Origin of the sequence: Acinetobacter sp. ACIN00229 (genome assembly GCF_016106645.1) — a bacterium.
Lineage (GTDB): Bacteria > Pseudomonadota > Gammaproteobacteria > Pseudomonadales > Moraxellaceae > Acinetobacter > Acinetobacter oleivorans.
Genome location: NZ_JADWOM010000004.1, coordinates 224,359 through 246,911, shown reverse-complemented (window position 1 = coordinate 246,911; position 22,553 = coordinate 224,359). Strand labels below are relative to the sequence as shown.

Here is a 22,553-nt window from a genome sequence, read left to right as displayed (position 1 = left end):
CATTTAGTCATTTTGCTGTATCGGCGGCATGACGGCATCCATTAGTTCTAAATGCCCTTTAATCACCCCTTTCAGCACAATAAATTGCTGGCTAATTTGTCTAAGCTCAGAACTAGCCCCTTGCATTAACATGACTTGCAATATCTTTTGTTGGTCGAGCTGGATATGAAGTGAGCTAATCACCTGTGCTAAAAACTGTTGTTGTAAATCGACCAATTGATTACGCAAGGTCATTTGGCTAGCGTCGTAAAGTAGCGTTAATGTGCCCACCATGACTTCATTGGCCTGCGCCTGCTCTGCAATTAAGTGTTTATTAATCATGTCGACAATGGCTTGCGAGCGACTTTCATAGTTCTGCTCGACAATTTTTTGGTCGAGTGCATTGAGGGTCGTTTCAGGTACGGTAATACTGATTCGAGCCAACTTTTGTTTTGCCACAGTCTTATCCTTTTGTTTTAGGCGGCTGATTGTTTTGCTTGATATATACGCCTGCACGTACGCTAAGCAATTCGACTAAAAAGGCTTTCAAAGTTAGCTTTGGTTGAACCACAGGTTTTACATCGTTCATATCGCACCTCTAGCTTGGTATTACCAAATTCATTTTTTGTATTACTAATAAGAGATGCAGAAAATGTGCCAGTTTTTAAGCGTCATTTTGATGGGCTTCGTAGGAATTTATGAGTGATTTTTGGGCAAAAAAAAGCCCCATGCACAGGGATGGGGCTATCTCTTTTAATCCTTAGTTATGTTTCAATAAATCATTCTGATTAAAAAGGAATCCATCTTTAGAAGCCTCTATCTTTATATTATTTATTAAACTTTTAAAATCATTAATCGCTTTATTTGTATCATTACCTTCGCCTTCATATGTCACTAAGATAACTCCAGCATTAGTACCTGATGAAGCACTGATAAGAAAACGTTTATCAAAGTTGGTTGTAAAAACATTCGCTTGATAATTCATACCACTACTCAATGGAATATTAATATCCTCATTAACCAATGTTACCCCTTTCATTTTCACTAGTCCTTGTTTCGGAATTTGTAGCGAAGCAACCAGATATTGCATACCCTCTTCTATACCTTTTGGATAATATATCGAAATTATAACTGCCTGTTTACTCGCTTGTTTTATTGCAATTAGCTCTTCATTTTGACCTTTGCTAATATCCCACTGATCTTTTAGATTAACTACAATATTTTTATATTTTACTTCCTGAGCGTAAGCCGGCATAAGTAAATAAAAAAATAGAAATGATAGTAATAGAATTCTCTTCATAATAATTTCCTTTTTATTCTTGAAGTATAATATTGAATATAATTAATACAGTCTAATCTATTTAATTTTTAATCTTCTGATAGACTAATCAAACTATGAGCCCATACATATAAAGAATCTAAAACTGGCTTAAAAGTTTTTCCAAAATCTGTCATTTCATAGACAACTTTGATCGGTGCTTTTTCACCATAAACCGTTCTAGAGATTAAACCGCTTTGCTCTAACTGCTTGAGTTGAAGACTTAATGTCATTTCAGTAATTGTAGGAATGAGCTGCTTGATTTCATTAAAGCGTTTCGGCTTATCTTTTAAATAATACAAAATCACGCATTTCCATTTTCCACCCACCAAGTCCATCGCCATACTGATATGACATGGATAAGTTTTTCCGTTTACCGTGACTTCACATGTATTTTCAGTATTTGCCATTTTTAACACTACCTATCAACTTTGATAGTTATTGTACGCCAATACTATAAAAATTATAGTGACTATTATTTTTATAGTTTAAAGGCACTCTCATGGCTTTACTGATTTTAGCTCATCCCTACTACGCGCAATCTATTGCAAATAAAACGATTGTGAATGAACTCGTAAAAACCTATCCAGACCTTGAAGTCCGAGATATTTTCCAACTTTATCCAGACTACCAAATTGATGTAAGTGCTGAACAAGAAGCCTTGTTGCGCCATGACACCATCATTCTGCAATATCCAATGTTCTGGTTTAATATGCCGGCAATTTTGAAATTATGGTTTGATGAAGTTTTTACTTATCAGTTTGCTTATGGCTCTCAGGGCGATAAATTAAAAGACAAAAAAGTCATTATTAGTATGACGGTCGGCCAAACAGAAGCCAACATGGTGAACGACCAAGAAAACTTAATCGATAGCTTTTTAAAAGCGGTTCAATATTCAATTCAATATACGCAAATGCAGTTAAGCGCCACTTACTTGCTTTATGACGTTTCGCCTTTATCAGGTAACCCAGAGTCAAAAATTAAATTAGAAGCGGTTGAACATGGTCATAAAGTATTAAAGCATTTATCTGAAGCATAAGATTTAAAGAGAGCATCAATATCGATGCTCTCTTTTTAATTTAGGCCACAGGTGCCAATGTAAATAGCACTTGTCCTGTTTTTACGGTTTGCCCTTTTTCAATGGTAATGGTTTCAACCTTCATGCGTTCGGGCGCAATAATTGGAATTTCAATTTTCATTGCCTCAATCACCGCAAGGGTTGCACCTTCTTCAACAATATCTCCCGATGCACATTCAATTTTCCAGATTGACCCCGGCATGTGTGATTCGACTGCACAACCGCCTTCAGGGATCACCACGGTTTCACCTTCATCTACAGCATCTAGGCTTTCAGAGATATATTCTTGTAAACCTGCTTCGTGCCAACGGCGACGTTCAGCCTCGAAATTGGCTTGTTGCATGTCTTTAAAGGCTTGAATGCTGTCTTGATGTGTTTTTAAAAACTCGTTGTATTCTTTTAAATTGAGTACACCGTCTTCAATACGAAGTTGTAGGCGGCCCGCCTTAAAGTCTTCACGCATTTGCAAAAGTTCAGTCTCAGAAACTTCATAAAACTTAACTTGGTCAAAAAAACGTAATAACCACGGTTTGCCATCTTCGAAGTCGGCATTTTTACGGTAACGACTCCACATTTGAGTGGTACGGCCAACAAACTGATAGCCACCCGGTCCTTCCATACCGTACACACACATATACGCACCACCAATACCTACAGCATTTTCAGGTGTCCAAGTTCGCGCAGGGTTATATTTTGTAGTGACTAAACGTTGGCGTGGGTCGAGCGGTGTGGCAACGGGTGCACCTAAATACACATCGCCTAAACCCATCACCAAATAGTTTGCGCTATAGACCACATCTTTAACTGCTTGCTTGGAAGCCAATCCATTAATACGGCGGATAAACTCGACGTTATCTGGGCACCACGGCGCATCTGGACGAACAATTTGTGTGTAGCGCTCGGTGGCAAGTTGAGTCTGCGAATCTTCCCAAGCCAAAGGCAAATAGACAGTCCGTGAAGGCACCTGCATATTTTGAATGTCAGGTAACTCGGCTTCTGCTTGCTGAAGTTTCTGTAAAAGTTCACGTTGATCGAGCTGGATTGAATCAAAATGAATTTGTAGTGAACGAATACCCGGTGTTAAGTCAATAATGCCCTGAATGTTTTGATCTTTGACCCATTGCATAAGCGCATGAATACGGAAGCGTAAATTTAGATCGAGTACTAACTCACCATATTCCACCAACAAATAGCTATTTCCTGCTGGTCGATAGGTCACGTTTGGTAAATCAGTTTTACCTTCTAAAGTGGCTAAAACAGCATCTTTTAAAGTGTCGAGTTCTGCTTGAATAGCTGGATTAAAATTGATCTGAGTTGTATCGGTCACGGTTAAGCTTTGATGATATTTTTGGTCGAGTGCTTTTGCTTGTGCATAACTCAAAGGCACAAATTTAACTTTATCGCCTGCTTTTAGCTGCCCGATTTTCCAAAGCTCGGAATGAATGACTACCGCAGGGCAAACAAAGCCGCCTAAGCTCGGACCATCCGGACCCAAAATAATTGGCATATCGCCCGTAAAATCAATTGCGCCAATCGCATAAGCATTATCGTGAATATTGGATGGATGTAAGCCTGCCTCACCGCCGTCTTCACGTGCCCACTCAGGTTTGGGACCAATTAAACGAATGCCTGTACGGCTTGAGTTATAGTGAATTTCAAACTCATTGGCAAAGAACGTATCAATATCTTGTTTGGTGAAAAAATCTGGCGCGCCATGTGGCCCATACATCACGGCAATTTCCCAGTTTTGGGTAAAGCTAGGAATTTGCGCTTGAGCTAGAGCTGTGGTCGATTGAGTGGAATATTCAGTAATTGGCAGCATATCACCAATTAATAAATTACGGCCTGCATGCCCACCAAACTGCCCTAAAGTGAAAGTCGCCTGTGACCCTAAATAGTTAGGAACATCGAAACCACCTTTAACACCTATATAGCTACGGCAACCTGAACGGATAATCCCACATTTTAAAACTTGGCCTTTTTTCACATTGATGGTTTGCCACATCGGGACAAGTTCGCCATCAAGTTTTGATGGCATGTCACCGCCCGTAATCACAATTTGGCTATCGCAGTGAAACTTTAAAGTTGGCCCTTGCAAGGTACATTCAAGCCCTGCGGTATTTGGTTCATTGGCTAACAATTGGTTTGCCACCGTTAAACTGAGTGGATCGATGGCACCTGATGGTGGCACACCAACATCCCAATAACCTAGTCGACCTGTTACGTCTTGAATGGCGGTTTGAATACCAGCCTGCAACACCTCAATTTTTTGAGTTTTCCATTCAAACGTATTTAAAAAACGAGTGGTTTGAGTACCAAAAGCAAATACATCACAAGCAATAATGTTTTGCAAATATTCCAGATTGGTTTCGATACCTGCCACTTGCGTATTTGCAAGACTAGCACTCATTGCCTGTATGGCTTGTTCACGTGTTGCAGAGGTCACAATGATTTTGGCAATCATTGGGTCATAAAAAGATGACACCGTTGAACCTGTTTCCACCCATGTTTCGACTCGGGCTTGCGGGTCAAATTTAACATGTGTGAGTAGACCTGCACTCGGCTGGAACTGTTTAATCGGGTCTTCTGCATAAAGACGTACCTGAATAGAGTGTCCTGTTGGCTCTAACTGTTGGGTCGGTGCTGACCAGTCACCGCTTGCCAAGGTAACCATCCACTCGACTAAGTCGACACCAAACACTTGCTCAGTCACACCGTGCTCGACTTGCAAACGCGTGTTGACCTCTAAGAAATAAAATTCTTGGGTTTCAGTGTCCATGACAAACTCAACCGTACCAGCCGAGCGGTAGTTCACCGATTGCATGAGTTGAATCGCAACTTTTTGCAGATACTCACGTTGCTGTTCGTTTAGGTGGGGTGCGGGTGTTTCTTCAATGACTTTCTGATTACGGCGTTGTACCGAACAATCACGCTCACCCAACGCTAAAACTTGCCCTTGCCCATCACCAAAGATTTGAACTTCGATATGGCGCGCATGTTGTACAAATTTTTCTAAATATAAACCTGCATCTTTAAAATTGACTTGCGCTAAATAAGATACGGTTTGATAAGCATCTTTTAACTCGGTTTCATTCCAGACCAGACGCATACCAATACCACCACCGCCCGCGGTACTTTTCAGCATAACCGGATAGCCAATACGAGCTGCTTCAAACAAAGCCTCAGCTTCATTAGCAAGTAGCGAACTGCCCGGAAGTAAAGGTACATTGCTTTTAATAGCAAGTTCACGTGCAGTATGCTTTAAGCCAAAATCGAGCATTTGGCTTGAAGTTGGACCAATAAAAGCGATACCTTGGCTTTCACACAAATCACAAAACTCGGCATTTTCAGACAAAAAACCATAACCCGGATGAATGGCTTCTGCTCCCGACTGTTTTGCAACCTCAAGGATTTTTTTAATATTTAAATAACTTTGATGCGCAGGCGCAGGGCCAATTAGGAAAGCTTCATCGGCCAAAGTCACGTGTAAAGAATCACGGTCGGCTTCGGAGTAAACAGCCACCGAAGCGATCCCGAGTTTTTTAAGGGTGCGAATGACGCGACAGGCAATGGCGCCACGGTTGGCAATTAGAACTTTTTTAAACATGCTTACACCCCTTCCGCTTCACGGACAACCAGTTGAATTTTGGTTGGGTTATAGGCATTACATGGGTTGTTTAACTGGGGGCAATTAGAAATTAAAACAATCAAATCCATTTCTGCCCGAACTTCGACATATTTCCCCGGAGCTGAAATTCCGTCATCAAATTTAAGCTGACCGTCTGGCGTTACTGGCACATTCATAAAAAAGTTAATGTTTGGGCCGATGTGACGCACATTTAAACCATGCTTTTTTGCAATCGGGTGTTTTGCCAAGGCATACATAAAGTTGTTACGGCAACTATGCATAGGATACGTTTCATGTGCATAGCGAACTGTATTACTTTCACATGAACAGGCGCCGCCAATGGTGTCATGGCGCCCGCAGTTATCATCATGAATAACCGCAATTGGGCGGCCAAAGTTACTATAGAGCTTGGTGCCCTTTTCTAAATAGATTTGTTGGTTGATGGCCAAAGTGTCCATTGCGCTATAACGCTCAGTTGGATTTTCGGCACTCATAAATAAAGTATCGACCGCTTGGTTTCCCTCAAGGTCAATAATTCGAAAATATTGGCCCTTTTTAACCTCGCACATCCACGCTTCACCCGCAGGACAAACTTCATTTAAAACTGCTTTTTCAAATGATTGTAAAACTGTCATGATGCTTCTCCTGATTTAAATATTGCTAAGTGCGTAGTAGCGGGCTGTGTTTTGAAACGCACGCTGATTTTGCGAACATGCATCACGACAAATATCGCTGTCTGTTAGAGAATTGGCTTTAAATAAACTAAGTTGAATATCGGCAGGTTGATAGCTTGGGCTGGTGTCTAAACCATGCGGTGCAGCAGATAAAAATATTAAACAGTCCATTTCAAAGCGCAGTTCAATGCTTTGATCAGTGTTATCAGAACCGACATAAGACAAAGCACCGTTTTCATCTGGCACAACTTTAGAAAATAGGTTAACGGCGGCACTCAGGTCTTGGCTGGCAAGTCCGTATTTACACATTTCAATGAGTAAACTGTCTAAGCCGTTTTGGTACATATCATTTCGGGCATCTTGAAATGTGCGATTGCCGAATTGCTTTTCAATTTGCTCAGGTCGGCTTGGGCCACAAAGCGCATCATTCCAACCATGATCGTCATGAACAATGGAAGCCATCACACGGCCTAGGTCTGAATAGAGCACATTGGAAGCTTTTAAATAGGCCGTGTGTTGCCCTTTTAAACTGTCAGGCATGTTAAAACGTTCAAGCACATCGGCAGCATTTACACAAAACAAAGAAACATTTGCCTGAGCGCCTAGCGATGTAAATCTAAGAATACTTCCCTTTTGAATACGACCTGACCAGTGATGTCCGCCAGGTAAAAGTTCGGTCCAAATCGCCTGATTGTTATGATAACTTGCAGTGTTCATAGCTACTCCTGTCGGATAGTTTTAGACTTCCTCCCGGGCTTTTATCCCTCCGTGTAGTTCGCTAGGAACCGTGAACTCTCGGTCCAGTCATACATAAAGTATCGGAACCCTAGATCACTTTTGATTGCTTAAGACTATGCAAAGGACATGCCAGCTTAGTATTACGTTTTTGGCTAAAAGTAATACTAAACTTGAGCTGTTTAGGTGCAATTTAAGTTCAAAAATAAAAAGCTGCACTAAAAATTGTGCATTTCAAAGCATCAGTACCGCAGTAATTGTCTTTATAGATATTTGAGTAACAATTAACGAATGCACAGCAATTTTAATTAGGAATGTTTTTCTTATTGATCTAACAAAAAGCCAATCATCTCTACAGTAAAATGATTGGCTCTACTCTAAGAGTTTGAATTAATCTAACTTAAGTTGCTGTCTAAGCTTTAAGATATCGACCAGACCTTTATCTCTGGTTTGATATAAATCGATATTTTTATATTGGGTTAAAAGCTGGTTGGTTTCTGCTTCCAACAACTCTGCTGTCTCATCTGAATGTTGAAATGCATGCATATCGTTCCACCATTCTGTCATTGGTGGGCCTAAATGATGAATTGCCTCTTTAAACCCCTTTTGGTGGGCAAGCTGCATATTAATGTAGGGACCAAATAACGCCCATCTTAAACCTGGGCCACTAGTAATCGCGACATCGACATCTTCGGCAGAGCACACGCCTTGTTCAACCAATGAAAAGGCTTCTCGCCATAACGCAGCCTGCAAACGGTTTGCGACATGCCCTTTTACTTCTTTATTTAAAACGATTGGATTCTTGCCAAGTTGTTTATAGAACTCAGAAGCCTGTTTTAAAATTTGAGGATCAGTCAAATTTCCACCAACAATCTCGACCAAAGGTAAAAGATGAGGTGGATTAAAAGGATGACCTAATAAAATACGTTCAGGATGTTGTGCCTCTTTTTGAAAATCAGACACTTTTAAGCCCGATGAACTTGAAGCAATAAGAGTATGTTGAGGGCAATATGCTGTAATTTCTTTATATAGCTCTTGTTTTATATCGAGACGTTCAGGGGCATTTTCTTGAATGAAATCTACGTCTGAGACTGCATCTTTTAAATTATTAAAAATTTCCAGATGAAGCAGCACATCTGGTTGAGTATGAGCGTGTTCAGCGTTTTGATCTAAAGCCAATAAATCACTTAAATTTGCAGATATTCTATTTTTAAAGACCGCTTCATCTATAGGATACGGGTCGTAAACCTTAACTTTAAATCCTTTATATAAAAATAAGGCCGTCCAACTTGCACCTATTACACCAGCTCCAACAACACCAACCGTTTTAATGACTTCCATATTTTCCTCGTAAAAATGTTGTTTTATTCGAAATTTCTTTACTCAATTTAATGCTAAATAAACATAGCAGATTCAACCAATCAATAAATTTAATTGTTTATATTTTATATAATTTGTCCTATATTCCTTAGCTTGAAAATTGATTCCTTTCATTAGTACAACTTAATCTTTTACCATTTTTTAACCGTTATTTACTGAATTTTATGTCAAAAAATCTAGCAACATTGATTGGTTTAAGTGCCATTCTCATGTGGGCATCTCTGGTCGGTCTGATGAAGCAAGTTAGTGCCGCCCTTGGACCTGAGCTAGGTGTTACGCTTATTTATTCTTTAAGTGCGCTACTGTTACTGGCCATTTTCAAAGTCCCAGACTTTAAACAGATCTCTAAAAAATACTTAATATTTGGCACAATTCTATTTGTGGCTTATGAAGTGTGCTTTTCATTTGCGATTGCTTATTCTCAGACGGCACGACAAGCAATTGAAATTAGTATTGTTAACTATTTATGGCCGAGTTTAACGGTTTTGGCTTTCGTGATTTTTAAGGAATTAAAGTTTAATTTTCTTATTATTCTTGGCTTACTTATTTCAATTTCTGGCATTATTTTTATTCAAACTGGAAGCGGTGATTTTAGTCTAAATAGTATTGTCGATAATTTTCACAGCAACCCACTGAGCTATATTTTGGCATTTACAGGTGCCATCATCTGGGCTTTTTACTGTGTAATCACTAAAAAAATGAGTAATGGGCAAAATCCAATTTCCATTTTCTTTGTTGGTGTCGCGCTCACTTTATGGCTCAAGCTGCTTGTCTCGGGGCAATTCGCTATTCCATCAATCGATATTCCAGCAGTCATCACCCTTTTAGTGGCATCTGCTGCCATGGGTTTTGGTTATGCGGCTTGGAACATTGGCATCATTCATGGAAACATTACCATGCTTGTGGTTGCCTCTTATTTCACCCCTATTATTTCATCTATTTTGGCGATGTTTGTTTTACAAACTCAATTGTCCTTAAGCTTTTGGCAAGGAACAGCCATGGTTACGGCTGGTTCATTTATTTGCTGGATTTCAACCAACTGGTCTGTGATTCAACCTTTCTTTAAAAAATTAAGAAATAAAAAACCGTAACGAGCAGAATTAAAACGGGTCACAATTACTCGTTATTTCACCGTAGTACTGTAAAAGTTATCAATGGCATCAACCATTTGAGATAAACCCGGTTGCTCTAATGGGTAATGCCCTGCATTTTCCAATATTACGCTTTTTACAGGTACCTTCTGAATACGGCTAAGAAATGGTGTACTTAAATCAAGTGGAGTCCAACGGTCTTTTTCCGGTTGAGTTAACAAGACTGGGCACACATCAAACTCTTCAGGCGTCACTTCAGGTTTGTAATGCATATATGAGTCTAAAAATGTGAGTGAAACCGAGTTACCAGCCGAGGTTTTATCTTTCATAAAAGCCTTTAAAGCCTCTTTATTATTCACCAAGGTACTCATTTTACTTGCCCAGCTCATTGGAATCCGCATTGAGGCCAGAGGTGTTTTTGCAGTCAAATGCGCAATTGGTGTCCCTACTCGACTCATAAATAAGTTACTTGCTACAGTGTCTGTAACCTTCTGACTACTTGTGTCAAGAAAGGTCATTCCTACAATTGCTTTCACTTTTTTATTCTTAGCTGCAACGTGATACGTCAGCATTCCACCCGCGCTTAAGCCATAAAGCACAACCGGACGACTATCTTTTGCTAATTCAATATCAATTAAATCACTACCAGCCTGCACCCAATCGTTATAGCTAATAACCTTGCCTTTGCTAACTTGAGTGACACCATAGCCCGGCATATCGACTGCAATTGTTTCATATCCCCGATCAGCCAATGGTTTACCTAAAATCATCGACATTTGTCGGCCATTCGTACCTACACCATGAAATAAAATCACTTTAATTTTTGCATTTGGATTTCGATAAGTATCCAAATGGATGTTATTACCATTCCAAGCCCACCATTCTTCTTTTGGTAACTGGTCTTTAGGAATATGAAATTCTTGAGGAAGAAATTGTTCAATTTGTTGCCAAGCAGCTTGATTTTGATAACCCATTGCCGAATCTCCTGATTTTATTTCTTTAGCGGCAGATGCACTTGTAACACAGACTACAAGGCCTATTACACTCAGTTTACTTATTAAATACCGCATAACACCTGCGGGCTTTGTTGGTTGAACAGCATTCATTTTTGTTGTACTCGTTCTTATCCCAAGCATAGATATTAGGCGTTTAAATTTTAATTAACCATGTTAGGTTAAAGCAGATGTTTTAGTATTTAGGTCAATTGATAAATTCAGGGTCTGAGTGCTGAAGTCTTAAAACTCCGATGAAGTAGAATTCCCCCATTGCCCAAAGCGTGATAATATCCAAAAACTGACAATCACCAATGTCAAAATTATTTTCAGAGGAAATAAGATGTTAAAAACTCAAAAAATCAACATCGTACAAGAATTTGATGCACCCGTAGACAAGGTCTTTGCAGTCTTGAGTGAACATGAAAACCTAAGCAAACTTTTCGCTCCAGCTAAAGTGACTCGTATTAGCAACGGCAAAGACGCCCGTAATGGTGTTGGCTCTGCACGCAAAATGTCTATTCCACTCACCCCTTCATTTGTAGAAACAAATTTAGTCTATAAAGAAAATGAACTGATCGAATACGCAATCACGAGCGGAATTAGCCCAATTAAGGGTCACCGTGGTGTAATGAAATTTACTGACTTGGGAAATAACCGTACTCGTTTGGATTACACCATTAGCTTTAAAGGTCGCGTTCCTTTTATTGGCCCGATTATTAAGGCAGCCTTACAAAATGGTGTGAGTCGTGGGCTTAAAAAACTCAAGTTTTAATCAAGATATAAAATAAAAAGCCCTTTATCGGGCTTTTATTTTTAAAGAGATCTATGGATGAACTGCTGCATCAATTTATACAAATAGGAAATTAGAGAACCTAACCACAAAAACAAAAGCCGACTCGTTAAAGTCAGCTGAATACTACAGTTTGAGAAAATTGCTTAAATAGTTCTTGTTCGTGGCAATCTTCTATCTATTTTCTTTTTCTAAAATTAATTTAACCCTTAATTATGACTATTTGATTAAAAAGAAATCAAAAATCTTCAATAAAAAGTAAAATAAATCACTACATGTAAAATTAGTGCAATTCAAATCACATTTAATAAATGTAATGTATATCAACAAGATCTTTAGAAACTTTCTAAAGTTTAGTATGCTAAAAATAACTTACTAATTAATAGAAAATAATCAATCCAATGGAACATCAAAGTTTGTTAAAGGAATTAAATTCACTTATTGAATATTATTCCAAAAGAACAGATTGTCCCCCTACCCGAATTCGTATAGGTTACAGAGCCTATGCCAAACTCATGCAGAATCCAAAATTTGCTGATGAAGTAACAAACTCTGCTTTAGATCCAAATAAACGTAAATATAAAAAGATGAAGATCAAAGTCACTAAAGATGATGATCAACTTGAACTCGAATGAATAAAAAGCCCAATGACTGGTCATTAAAATCATTAATATTCATATATTTAATTAATTACAAGGTGCCCCACAATTGTCACTTCACCGTTTCTAGCTTTAGGTAGAATTTGCTTCACTAAGTTGATTACTGACTCGTTTTCGACAGTAATCAAAAACTTTTGTGACTCTAAACCACAAACTGAAGTGTAGATAATATTTAATCGATTAAGGGCAATGTTAATATCATCTAACTCTTTTGAGTAAACTCTTCTAGATTTTTTTTGCTTTTTTATTTGTACCCATTTTTGGATCTAGAGATTTAAGAAAATCTTTTTGATCACTATTATCAGCGAATAAAACTATAATTGTATACACAGGTTGATGTTGAATATACATATCTGCATACTTAGATCATTAGCCTGATTTAGCTTTTAAGAAAGTGCTAACACATCATTTTGTAAATCAACTCGCATATTCGCTTCTTCTGAAGAGATATTGTACTTTTTTGAAGATAATCAACATTAGCTGTTACATCAGTCAAAGAAGTAAAGGGATGTACTAATTAATATGCTTGATAATAATTTTCTTTACAAACTACTTAGTTTTATCATTTTTAATGTCTCCCGGTAGTGCCAATCTTAGCTCACAATAACTCGGTATATTTTTATTCGATTTCATTTTTTCTTTATCTATAGCCAAGCCTCCTAATAACAATGATTCACCTAATTTGTATTGTTCTTTTGACTTACTATCTTTAAGTCCAGCAATATTATTTTGATCATCAAATATGATTTCATAGTTCTTAGGCACTACTAAGGTATGAATAGTTTCTTTATCGCTTTTCACTAGAATGGATAAGCAGTTGTTGTACAAGACTAATTTACCAGGCCATACCGCTTCTAACTGATGTAAATCTTTATCAAAATTTAAATCTTTTGAAAGAAGAAAAAACTGCTTATAAGCTTTTTCCGTATTTACTTCATGAGTAATGTTACTAGCAGAAACTTGGTCTAGTGTAATAGTTATTGAGTTGACATTTTTGTCTTCAGCAGAACATCTATATAGGAATGACATATATAGTGGAAAAATAGAAAACTATACTCTATTCACAAATTAAATCCTTATATAATATTGATTGTAAAAATATTTATTCAGTTTATTGGCAATAGAGAAATTTTATCATTTGGTATATTTTTTAAGCTCCCCCACCTAAAATACAACTTAATATAATAATAAAAATTTAAATATATATTTAAATCAAATTAATAAGTTTGCCTATCTCAAGTGAAAGTTATTAAGAATCATTTAAAAATTGAATGTCTTTTATAATGATTTCACCCCCATACTGTCATTTTTGTTAATCGTATGAGCTGTGCATCCTGATAACAGAATGCACAGTAATATTTTTATTTAATTTCTACCCAATCGGTATGAAAACCAAATGGTACAAAAAAGTGGGTTTTAAAAGGACTGCTAAACTCTAAGGAAAGTATTGTTAACTTTGCTTCTAATATTCATTCTATTTATTTGAAACTTAAATATTTTAGATTATGAAAATCGAATTTTAGCAGTTGACTCTCAGAAACATTGTCATTTTTATCTTCAAATTGGATTAAAATCGTTAGGGCCCTTTGCATTTTATTGTAAAGAAGATCCATGCGCACAATTGAAAGATAATTTTGATTCCAATCTAAATTATCTTTTCAAAAAGCTTAATCACATAATAAACACTTAAACATTCGTTCGATAATCCGCTTTTTTCGCACCCAATTGCTTTTTAATAAGTTGATCAAATAGTTGCAGAGCATATTTGTCAGATATATTGCGAATTCCAGGCAATTGAGGAAAACGATTCGCTAGTTTTAATCCTACTACAAAAGAAGGTGTAGCAAGTTTTGCCCATAAAGGAACTTTTACTTGAAGATCATGTGCAATATCTTTATTACTCGGGGCGGTGTGGTTAGGAGATAGTAAATAACTCACCATCGCTGCATGCATTGTACGCGACATACCAAAAAGTGGTATTTGGCTTAACCCGTTAATCATTGCATCAGTCAAAGCAATTGCTTCAGGACTTACAGTATACAAATATTGATAAAGCAAATAATCCAATACTTTCTGATCATCATCATTTGTACCAAGCAGTTCTGGCACAACACCCAAAATCCGTGTAACCCAACGCCACATTAAATTATAGCTTTGTTGTTCAGCTTCACTAACTTTAGTTCCTAGAGCACGAATTATATTGATGCGATATTGTCCAAAGGCATATACCCCAGCTGCTGTGGTCAATTGATCAATTGGATTGAACCACTCAGGATTCCATTTTTTACTACTTAAAATTCCCATTCGAACCATTGTGTGCATGAGCCTAATCCGCACCCAGATCTCCCAGCGCGGTCCTAAAGGTTTCATTCCGGCAACATCTAATGCTCCTACAAAACCTGTCGCTGTTTCCCAGTATCGTCGTGGAAAATCTCCTGCTTTATCAAGTCGTCCAGTAAATGCCATTACACGTGCTACATTCGGTGTAACATAAGTCATAGCCATTGAACCATGAACACTAAACATCAAGCCTAATGGATTGCGCAACCCCAAAGTTGCACCCAAGCGCATTTTTTCAAAGTCAGCCCAAGATGGTACAAACTCAACATCTTCAAAGAACTTACGTGCCGACTCGTTACCTTCAGACTCAAGCTTTCTGGCAGCAGCGTATATATCCCGAGTCATCATCTTTTTTTGTCGTAGTTCTAAGATCAATGCCTCCGCCAAGGGATCACCAATATGTTTCCATGGTTCTAAATCTAGCATTTCAGGTTCTATGCGTGCTATGTTTTTTGCAGGATGAGATGCAATCTCTTTTGCTCGTGCGATTCGTACCTCTAACGGATCCGAGTGACTGTTTGATTCCCAAGTTAAAGGATCAACGCCATTGTTAAACTTCAAAACTAAACGCTCAATACGTTTTTCTGCTGTGTCGAGTAGTTTATCGCTATAGGCAGTTTTTTGATCCACCAACAGTTCTTGAATGTGTTCATCAGCCGTAATATTTGATGTGTTCATAATGATTAAAAACCTCGATTTGCTTTAAGCCAAAACTATCATTTGATGTGATGCTGCAGACTATTTCGAATGAAACAAACTAATAAAAAGCTCTTTAGTAACAAAAAGTTGACTGGACAAAAAACCACTGATCTTAGGTACTGAATCATGGATACTCTGCAATCGTCGATGATAAAAAGTATGAGCTCGCACAGGTGGTAAAGAGTCGATCACTGGAAAATTCTGAGTAGGCACAAATACGAGCTTAACGAATTGCACAGTATCAAGAAACCCAACTACAGGAGCCTGACATTTTGAACATAAGCCTCGACGCAGAGCTGGCGAAGAACGATATTTCTTAAACTGAATGCTATGTTCTTCGGGCAAACTAATGTCATTTGCAAAAAAAACAGTGACATCAGCAAAAGGTTGCTTATAAATGGCTTGACAAATTTCACAATGACAAATGAACCGTAATAATGGTGTCCCCTTTACAGCAAATGTAGAGTGACCGCAGCTGCATGCGCACGATTGATGAATCATTTTTAAATTCCTATACTTAGTAATCAAATCAAATTTACGACTTCCGTAACTTTGCAAATGCCGCACTTCGCCCCCCATCCTGCCCACTGTTTTGTACCTTTAATGGTGTGGTACTTTGTTTATGTAACCCAAGCTTATTTCAAAGCCTACACAACATGAGGAAAGCCTTTATTTAGTGTGAATTGAAGATTAATGCCCGACAATTTAAGCTTGAAGATATTCTAATCCCTAGCGATAATCATTGGTGTACTACCATAATGTGTACGGCATACACATCATTAATCATATAATGTAGGAGGATGTATACCTTGTCAACATCGACGAAGCTTGGGAATGCAATTTCTTCAAACTATCATCATGGCAATTTGCGCGAGGCTCTTGTTGCTGCAGGGTTAGAGATATTAGAATTGAGGCAGAGTACGGAATTTAGTCTTCGTGAATTAACAAAACAAGTAGGTGTCACGGCTAATGCTATCTATCGGCATTTTGCTAATAAAGATGAAATACTTACCGCATTAGCTATTGAAGGATTTAAGCGATTAACCGATGTGCAAGAAACTGCCATACAAAATCATTCCAATCTCATCGAGCGTTTTTTAGCGGGTGGTAAAGCATATATTAATTTTGCACGTCAAAATCCTACACTCTTTCGTCTTATGTATGGACGCTTATCTATCATCAGCCAAAACGTAGAGGTTCAAGCTGCAGCCCAATCCGCGTACAATAGAATATGTTATGGGATAGCGTTGATATTAGACAAACCTATCGAAGATGCACAGGTCACCATTGGCACTATACATGCTTGGGGGCTTGTCCATGGGTTGAGTCATCTTATTATTGATGGTCAAGTAGATTCTCACACTACTGACATTGATAACCTAATTGATGCTATTATGTATCAAGCAGTTCCTTTATTTTCCTTAAACAAATTTGACCAACTAAAATAACAATTAAGGCCTTAAAGGACTTTCACACAGATACCAACATTCACATTGCAATTGATCATATGAGCTGTGTATCCTTATAAAAGAATACTCAGAAAATCAGAACTAAGACTTTTAAAAAGCCCAGCTTTCGACATGCTGGGACTAAAATTCAGTTAGGTTTAAAACCAGGTGAAAATTTTTATAAACCTCGTCATTCTGTATATAAAAATTATTGCAAAATTAAAAGAACAGCTAATAAAAAGAATATACATCCACTAATCTTATTTAATTTTTCAAAATTATTTCCACTAAGCATTTTTTCTTTAAATATAGAAGAGAAATTTGCATAAGCCAAATGAATTAAAAAACCAATTAAACAAAAAGTTAGGGATAAAATTAAGAATTGATAAATAATTTGTTTTTTAATATCAATAAACTGAGGAAATAGTGCAATAAAAAAAACAATAGTTTTAGGATTTAATAAAGATGCAAAAAGACCTTGATAAAATAACTTAGCCTTACTCACATTGGATTGAGTTGACTCTTTATTTAAGATTGTTTCGGAAGGAAGTTTGTTTATAAAATTTTTATATCCTAAATACATTAAGTAAAAAGCACCAATATATTTTAAAACAGTAAAGACTGCAGGATTACTAGTAATAATGAGGCCAACCCCACTTGCTGATATAACAGCAATTACAAACATTCCGATTATTAGTCCCAAGATACCAAATAATGAAGTTCTTACACCATAATTTATAGAGTTAGTCACTGTAAATAGGACACCTGGACCTGGACTAGATAACGTTAAAAAAGCTATTGTAATGAATACTATAAGACCACTCACCTATTACATCCTATTAAGTTATTAATTTTTTAAAATATTTAAACACCTCCTGATAATTAAAACAGGAGGCCATTTTCAATTATACAGTAATTAATGATGCATCTGATAACTCTTTAATAGAATCACGAGTACTCTTGTCTCGAACTTCAAATGCAACAATACCTTTCCATTTACTTTTATTTAGAATATCAACGAATTCAGTAAAATTCACAGTACCACGCGAAATACTAAAATGTTGATCTTGTTCACCATTATTATTACTGAACGATATTGCCTTAATTTTTTTATGATATTTTTTAACAATTTCTATTGGATCACCCTCTCCAATATTTGCATGACCAGCATCCAAGAAGAAATAGACATTATCATTATTAATATTAATATTATCAAACACATAATCATATTCCTCCATATGTGTAAAAACATAATAAAAAGGGCGATAAAATTTATAATTTGATAAATTTTCTAAATAAATATCTACAGATTTATCTTTAGCATATTCTGCTAGCTCTTTTACGGACTTAATAAAATTATCTAAAGCTTTCTGTTTGGCTAAGACAATTTTTTTGGGTTCAACAATCCCTCCACCATGAATAATTAAAGGTGCTCCAATTTTTGCAGAAATATCAATTTCTTTTTTAACATATTCCACAGCAGCTTCTCTTAAATAATCAACATCACTACCTAGTGGAGCTTTAAAATTACCATGGAAAATTGGTTGAACATTATATTTTTTTATTAAACTATTTATATTTTCGATTCTTTCAGAAGACCAATCGGGAACCATTTCGCCATGTAAACTTCCATCCACATACCAATGAGTACAACCATCTTTTGCCGCTTTTAGAATGCCTTCTTCAGCTGGAAGATACTGTTGGTGCGCAATCCCAGTAGCGAAACTTGGGTAATTTGATGTGTTCATGATTTTTTCCTAATTTAAATTAATATTTCAATCACAGTCAAATCATTAGATTGATGACCAATGTTAATAATTCATCCCTATTAATAATGATCTAAGTGAATAATCTTATTATCAGGAACAACAATACAGATTTGTACGTCCTTTTATACGGAGGAAATATTACAATTTTATAAAATATTTTATCCAAATTAAATTAATTAAAATTTATCAATGCACTACTTGTCTTGTAAAATTTTTATATTAGTTTTTCATATTTATTCAAATAGATAGTATGAACCAATAGGAGGCTTTTAAATTTGTTTCAAGCCTATTGAACATTAATTTAATTATATTTTTGACTCATTAAAGCTATACATCCAGAAAATAGAATATATAGAAGAATTCATACTTCATAAAGAAACCCTGTTAGTCACCCAGCTATAAAAGAACTCCCCCCTTGGGCTGGATTCCACTCAGCGATTTAACTTTAAATTTGGATTGTCATGCCGAGTCAAAACACTACTTGCATAAAATAGTATAAGCATCTGTTTACTATTAATTTTAGCCATAGATGAAAGTTAATATTATTAACAAGCTTAAATTGTAAAATATACAACTAAAAGATGTGGGGAATGGAGCTATACAGAAAGATAAATAAATTTTAAATATACAAACACATATATTATAAATTACATTTTTTAACACTTGGTCAAATTTTATTCACTATTTTAAATAAGAGTAATAACAAACCTAATTAATTTCATAAAACAGGAAAAAAATATGAAACTTATTGTTACTACCCTAGCAAGTTTTATAGCAATATGCTCTTTTCAAGTTACTGCTGCTACTATTGATAATGAATTAACCACTCAAGCAAATGAATATATAAAAGATCATAGAGTTAGCTTAAATGAAGCAAAAAAACGGCTAATTATTCAAAATTCAAAAGAACCTTTAATAAATCAGATTAAACAACAATATAGTTCACGTTTAGCAGGTATTTATATTGAACATGACCCTACTTATAAAATTATTGTTCGTTTAAAGGGTGGACAACCCATCCAGAATTTTATGGGGAAAGTACGAGGAAATTTTGGTTCTCTTAACAATACAGATTTAGATATACCAGTAGAATTTCAAACAGGAGCTAATGAAACTCTCGCTGAAGGTTTAACTAGATTAAAAACTAATATCCCTAATTTAAAAAAGCTTTTTCCTGATCTTCAAGCTACTTGGTATGATGAAAAAAATGGTGAGATTGGCTTATTAGTTTATACCGATGGAAAGACTAGTAAATCTACATTAGAACAAAAATTAAATACTCTCTCTAGTCAAAACAAAGGTTTACCTTTTAGAATTGAATATACAAACCAAAAAGTAACAGATGCTGCGAGTATTCGTGGAGGTGCTTTAGTTTCCTCATCGGCATCTTATTGCACATCTGGTTTTGGTATAAAAAATAGTGCAGGCACTAGATATATGACTACAGCTGGCCATTGCGATAACTCCCTTCAAGATAATGCCAGTGGTGCGGCACTTACATTTGTAAGTGAAAGACGCAATGCTTCACAAGATGTTCAATGGCATTCAGTTTCGTCAGCAAATACAATAACACCTGAGTTTTATGCCGACTCTCAAACTACTCCCCGAGTATTAACTGGTAGGAGAACGAGAACAAATACAACACAAGGTGATAATGTTTGTCATCAAGGCAGAACAACTGGATATAGTTGTGGCTACGTAGCACAGATAAACTATGCTCCCACCTATGATAATGCGTGTAATGGCCAGACCTGTAGTCCTGTTTGGGTTCGAGTAAAAGGAACAGCATCAGGTACAGGTAATGGGACATTAAAGTGCTATCCAGGTGACAGTGGTGGTCCTGTTTTTGCCTCGCAAACTGCATTTGGTTTATTAAAAGGAACCTCGACTTCAGGCACTGGAGCTGAACAATGTAATGAATACTATTACATGTCTACTGACGAACTTTATAATTTAGGCTTTTCATTAGTATATTAAGTATGAATAAACAAAATATTTTAATTACTCTTCTAACTGGATTGGTCATCTTGCTTAATGGATGTACTAATCCTCCTCAGCCCCAAAATAAAATTATTGTGCCGAAAATTGCTTACTCAGGTGGTGCTGATAATGCAAGCTATAGTGAGGCACAAATCAAAATTGAAGGCTCTTGTGTCTATTTTATGCATGCAAGTGATCGAGTCCTTCCTATTTTTGCGACTAAAGATGCTCATTGGGATAGCAATAAGCACCTTTTAATTGTTGACTCAAAACAATATAAAGATGGTGACACTATTGCTTATGGTAGTGGAGAAGCGTATCCCCTTAATTTGAATGACTACAACTGGATCGTTAAACCTGATACTGCTTGTGACCTGAATAAAGGGATTATTATCAATCAACTTATAGATCCTATTACTAAAAAGTAAATAAAAAGCCCAATTACGGGCTTTTACTTTTAGAACGTGTGTGGATTTCTCTCTAAGACAGCATTATTAAAAAATACTCGAGTAGCTTGTCTCGCTCATCTACACTGTTTTTACTTAAAAGCTGCACCATTGCCCCATCAATCACGAACAAAAACATGTGGGCGTCTTTCATTGAAGCCGTAGTTTTGACGGTTAAAAGTAGTTTATAAATTTCGTTGATTAGCCAAGTTCTATATTCAATCACCACGCTATAGGCTTTTGGGTAGAGCTTTTCAATTTCAAAAATGGCTTTAAAGGGCAAATGATAAAAACTATTTAAGTCGGCATGTAATAGGTAAATCTGCTTAAGTTTATCTAGCACCATTTGCTCTTTGTATGAATTAAGAATGGAAAATACTTTTACTTTGAGCGCATCTTTTTGAAAAGTCAGACACATCTCGATCAGTCGTTCTTTTGAGTGAAAGTCGTTATAGAAAGTAGCTTTGGGAATTTTGGCTTCTGCAATAATTCGGTCGACACCGACTTTATGAAAGCCATCTTGATTAAATAAATCTTTTGCTACGTGAAGCACGCGCAGTGCTCTAAATGAAGATTCTAAATTTTTCATGTATACCGCTTAAAATAATTTTTTGTTGTATCTAAAAGAGATAGAAATGCCGTTACTCTTAAAATGAGTGCTAAAAACAGGCATGCAAAAGCGGCACTAAAGGTGTGCTCACCTATCTCGGTTTTATTGTTGCTATGATTTTTTAGACGTAACGATTTAAGGTCGTAGAAAACCTACAAACGGTTAAAGCGTTTTAAAGACCAGTTAAGCGGTATGGCTAGAGAAAGTTTGGCAAAGGCCAATAACTGAGATGAATTAGTACGCATGAGCGAACTCCTTTGGCTATAAAGAAGCTTCACCACATTACTGTCAAATAATGGTGGTGAAACGAGAGAAGGTTGACAGACTGATAGCCAAAAGATCAGCACACCCGAAGGTGTCCCCCTCCCGTTCCACCGCAGAGGGGGCACGCAGGGATGCCCACAAAAAAGAGAGACTTTTTCGTGTGCGTTGGCTATCCGACCTGTCAAAGTCGGCTGGCAATGTGGCCAGCACACAAAGGATAGTATTCGTACTTGTTGGCGTCAAGCGTACGAAATGACAATCGTATTAAAGTAGAGCGGTTGAAGATGTAAGAAAAATATAACTAAATGGACAATCAACTAAATACCTAGATAAAAAACCAGTAGATTTAATTTTTTATAAATAATTTGATTTTGTTCTTGAAAAATAAACCATTATCCTCATTATTGTTAGAACGTAGCTTCTAATTTTCATCTTTGCGAGTTGCGCTGCACGTATCCAAGCGGCATTGTGATACCACGGTCACTAGTTGGTCATGGGTCACTGGCGTGTCTCTGGACTATTCATTCGCCCATGACGGGCTGAGTAGTCATGAGATTTCTAGCTTGGACCCGTCTTCTTCCCTAGGTAATGTCGGGAAGGCGGGTAAAGAGCGCGTGGGGCAGCCCATGAGCACGGATGGGGAAGCGCGTAAGTCGCCACCTCACTCTGG

22 protein-coding genes and 1 riboswitch are annotated in these 22,553 nt (G+C 36.8%); of the genes, 7 read left to right on the top strand and 15 right to left on the bottom strand.

The features are described 5' to 3' along the window. Positions 1-3 precede the first annotated feature (3 nt). The 4 genes from I7H67_RS05535 to I7H67_RS05520 all read right to left on the bottom strand — a co-directional run bounded on the left by I7H67_RS05535 (position 4) and on the right by I7H67_RS05520 (position 1,707). Positions 4-438 (bottom strand): CopG family ribbon-helix-helix protein, encoded by a 435-nt coding sequence (locus I7H67_RS05535; protein WP_001118705.1) that lies wholly within the window; start codon positions 436-438, stop codon positions 4-6. A gap of 4 nt (positions 439-442) precedes the next feature. Further along, positions 443-568 carry a hypothetical protein gene (locus I7H67_RS05530; RefSeq protein ID WP_002048439.1) on the bottom strand — a complete coding sequence of 42 codons (126 nt, stop codon included), beginning with the start codon at positions 566-568 and terminating at the stop codon, positions 443-445. Between the two features lie 171 nt (positions 569-739). Further along, complete coding sequence (locus tag I7H67_RS05525; RefSeq protein ID WP_198307309.1) at positions 740-1,279, bottom strand: hypothetical protein; 540 nt, start codon at positions 1,277-1,279, stop codon at positions 740-742. A 68-nt stretch (positions 1,280-1,347) separates the two neighbouring features. Further along, entirely contained in the window at positions 1,348-1,707 is a 360-nt protein-coding gene (locus I7H67_RS05520) for a winged helix-turn-helix transcriptional regulator (protein ID WP_198307308.1), read from the bottom strand. Positions 1,708-1,799: 92 nt separating this feature from the next. On the opposite strand from I7H67_RS05520, the gene I7H67_RS05515 reads away from it, so the two are divergent. Then, positions 1,800-2,336, top strand: a complete 537-nt coding sequence (locus I7H67_RS05515; RefSeq protein ID WP_013198312.1) for an NAD(P)H-dependent oxidoreductase — start codon at positions 1,800-1,802, stop codon at positions 2,334-2,336. Between the two features lie 40 nt (positions 2,337-2,376). Here I7H67_RS05515 and uca read toward each other — a convergent pair whose 3' ends face one another. The 4 genes from uca to I7H67_RS05495 form a co-directional block, all read right to left on the bottom strand. Continuing rightward, complete coding sequence (gene uca / locus I7H67_RS05510) at positions 2,377-5,982, bottom strand: urea carboxylase (protein ID WP_198307307.1); 3,606 nt, start codon at positions 5,980-5,982, stop codon at positions 2,377-2,379. Positions 5,983-5,984: 2 nt separating this feature from the next. Next, entirely contained in the window at positions 5,985-6,638 is a 654-nt protein-coding gene (locus tag I7H67_RS05505; protein WP_039255520.1) for an urea amidolyase associated protein UAAP2, read from the bottom strand. A 15-nt stretch (positions 6,639-6,653) separates the two neighbouring features. After that, positions 6,654-7,394: an urea amidolyase associated protein UAAP1 gene (locus tag I7H67_RS05500; protein ID WP_198307306.1), complete on the bottom strand. Its 741-nt coding sequence runs from the start codon at positions 7,392-7,394 to the stop codon at positions 6,654-6,656. 28 nt (positions 7,395-7,422) lie between these two features. Beyond that, positions 7,423-7,518: riboswitch (guanidine-I (ykkC/yxkD leader) on the bottom strand. Between the two features lie 284 nt (positions 7,519-7,802). Next, a complete protein-coding gene (locus I7H67_RS05495) occupies positions 7,803-8,753 on the bottom strand; it encodes a 3-hydroxyacyl-CoA dehydrogenase NAD-binding domain-containing protein (RefSeq protein ID WP_198307305.1) in 951 nt (316 codons plus the stop codon). Between the two features lie 203 nt (positions 8,754-8,956). Here I7H67_RS05495 and yddG point away from each other — a divergent pair, with 203 nt between their 5' ends. Continuing rightward, entirely contained in the window at positions 8,957-9,883 is a 927-nt protein-coding gene (gene yddG / locus I7H67_RS05490; protein WP_198307304.1) for an aromatic amino acid DMT transporter YddG, read from the top strand. A 32-nt stretch (positions 9,884-9,915) separates the two neighbouring features. Here the strand turns inward: yddG and I7H67_RS05485 are convergent, their stop codons facing one another. Continuing rightward, positions 9,916-10,989 (bottom strand): alpha/beta hydrolase, encoded by a 1,074-nt coding sequence (locus I7H67_RS05485; protein WP_171496066.1) that lies wholly within the window; start codon positions 10,987-10,989, stop codon positions 9,916-9,918. A 229-nt stretch (positions 10,990-11,218) separates the two neighbouring features. Between I7H67_RS05485 and I7H67_RS05480 the strand changes: the two genes are divergently transcribed. Together I7H67_RS05480 and I7H67_RS05475 are read left to right on the top strand one after the other, a co-directional pair. Then, the gene (locus tag I7H67_RS05480) at positions 11,219-11,650 is read left to right on the top strand and encodes an SRPBCC family protein (protein ID WP_151768179.1); all 432 of its coding nucleotides are present in this window, start codon (positions 11,219-11,221) and stop codon (positions 11,648-11,650) included. Positions 11,651-12,069: 419 nt separating this feature from the next. Continuing rightward, entirely contained in the window at positions 12,070-12,303 is a 234-nt protein-coding gene (locus I7H67_RS05475) for a hypothetical protein (protein ID WP_003651015.1), read from the top strand. A 573-nt stretch (positions 12,304-12,876) separates the two neighbouring features. Here the strand turns inward: I7H67_RS05475 and I7H67_RS05470 are convergent. From I7H67_RS05470 to I7H67_RS05460, 3 genes are all read right to left on the bottom strand, one after another. Beyond that, positions 12,877-13,356 (bottom strand): hypothetical protein, encoded by a 480-nt coding sequence (locus tag I7H67_RS05470; RefSeq protein WP_151768178.1) that lies wholly within the window; start codon positions 13,354-13,356, stop codon positions 12,877-12,879. Positions 13,357-14,013: 657 nt separating this feature from the next. After that, on the bottom strand, positions 14,014-15,345 hold the full coding sequence (locus I7H67_RS05465; protein ID WP_151768819.1) for an oxygenase MpaB family protein: 1,332 nt from the start codon (positions 15,343-15,345) through the stop codon (positions 14,014-14,016). Positions 15,346-15,405: 60 nt separating this feature from the next. Further along, positions 15,406-15,867 carry a GFA family protein gene (locus I7H67_RS05460; RefSeq protein WP_171496088.1) on the bottom strand — a complete coding sequence of 154 codons (462 nt, stop codon included), beginning with the start codon at positions 15,865-15,867 and terminating at the stop codon, positions 15,406-15,408. A 308-nt stretch (positions 15,868-16,175) separates the two neighbouring features. Here I7H67_RS05460 and I7H67_RS05455 point away from each other — a divergent pair, with 308 nt between their 5' ends. Further along, entirely contained in the window at positions 16,176-16,814 is a 639-nt protein-coding gene (locus I7H67_RS05455; protein ID WP_171496089.1) for a TetR/AcrR family transcriptional regulator, read from the top strand. A gap of 208 nt (positions 16,815-17,022) precedes the next feature. Here the strand turns inward: I7H67_RS05455 and I7H67_RS05450 are convergent, their stop codons facing one another. Further along, positions 17,023-17,640 (bottom strand): LysE family translocator, encoded by a 618-nt coding sequence (locus I7H67_RS05450; RefSeq protein ID WP_198307303.1) that lies wholly within the window; start codon positions 17,638-17,640, stop codon positions 17,023-17,025. A 79-nt stretch (positions 17,641-17,719) separates the two neighbouring features. Beyond that, positions 17,720-18,562 (bottom strand): sugar phosphate isomerase/epimerase family protein, encoded by an 843-nt coding sequence (locus I7H67_RS05445; protein WP_198307302.1) that lies wholly within the window; start codon positions 18,560-18,562, stop codon positions 17,720-17,722. A gap of 759 nt (positions 18,563-19,321) precedes the next feature. Here I7H67_RS05445 and I7H67_RS19645 point away from each other — a divergent pair. Continuing rightward, positions 19,322-20,560 carry a S1 family peptidase gene (locus I7H67_RS19645; RefSeq protein ID WP_227602531.1) on the top strand — a complete coding sequence of 413 codons (1,239 nt, stop codon included), beginning with the start codon at positions 19,322-19,324 and terminating at the stop codon, positions 20,558-20,560. Positions 20,561-20,562: 2 nt separating this feature from the next. Further along, positions 20,563-20,991, top strand: a complete 429-nt coding sequence (locus tag I7H67_RS05435; protein ID WP_151767704.1) for a hypothetical protein — start codon at positions 20,563-20,565, stop codon at positions 20,989-20,991. 52 nt (positions 20,992-21,043) lie between these two features. Here I7H67_RS05435 and I7H67_RS05430 read toward each other — a convergent pair whose 3' ends face one another. Continuing rightward, positions 21,044-21,598 carry a TetR/AcrR family transcriptional regulator gene (locus I7H67_RS05430; protein ID WP_151767703.1) on the bottom strand — a complete coding sequence of 185 codons (555 nt, stop codon included), beginning with the start codon at positions 21,596-21,598 and terminating at the stop codon, positions 21,044-21,046. Between the last annotated feature and the right edge of the window lie 955 nt (positions 21,599-22,553).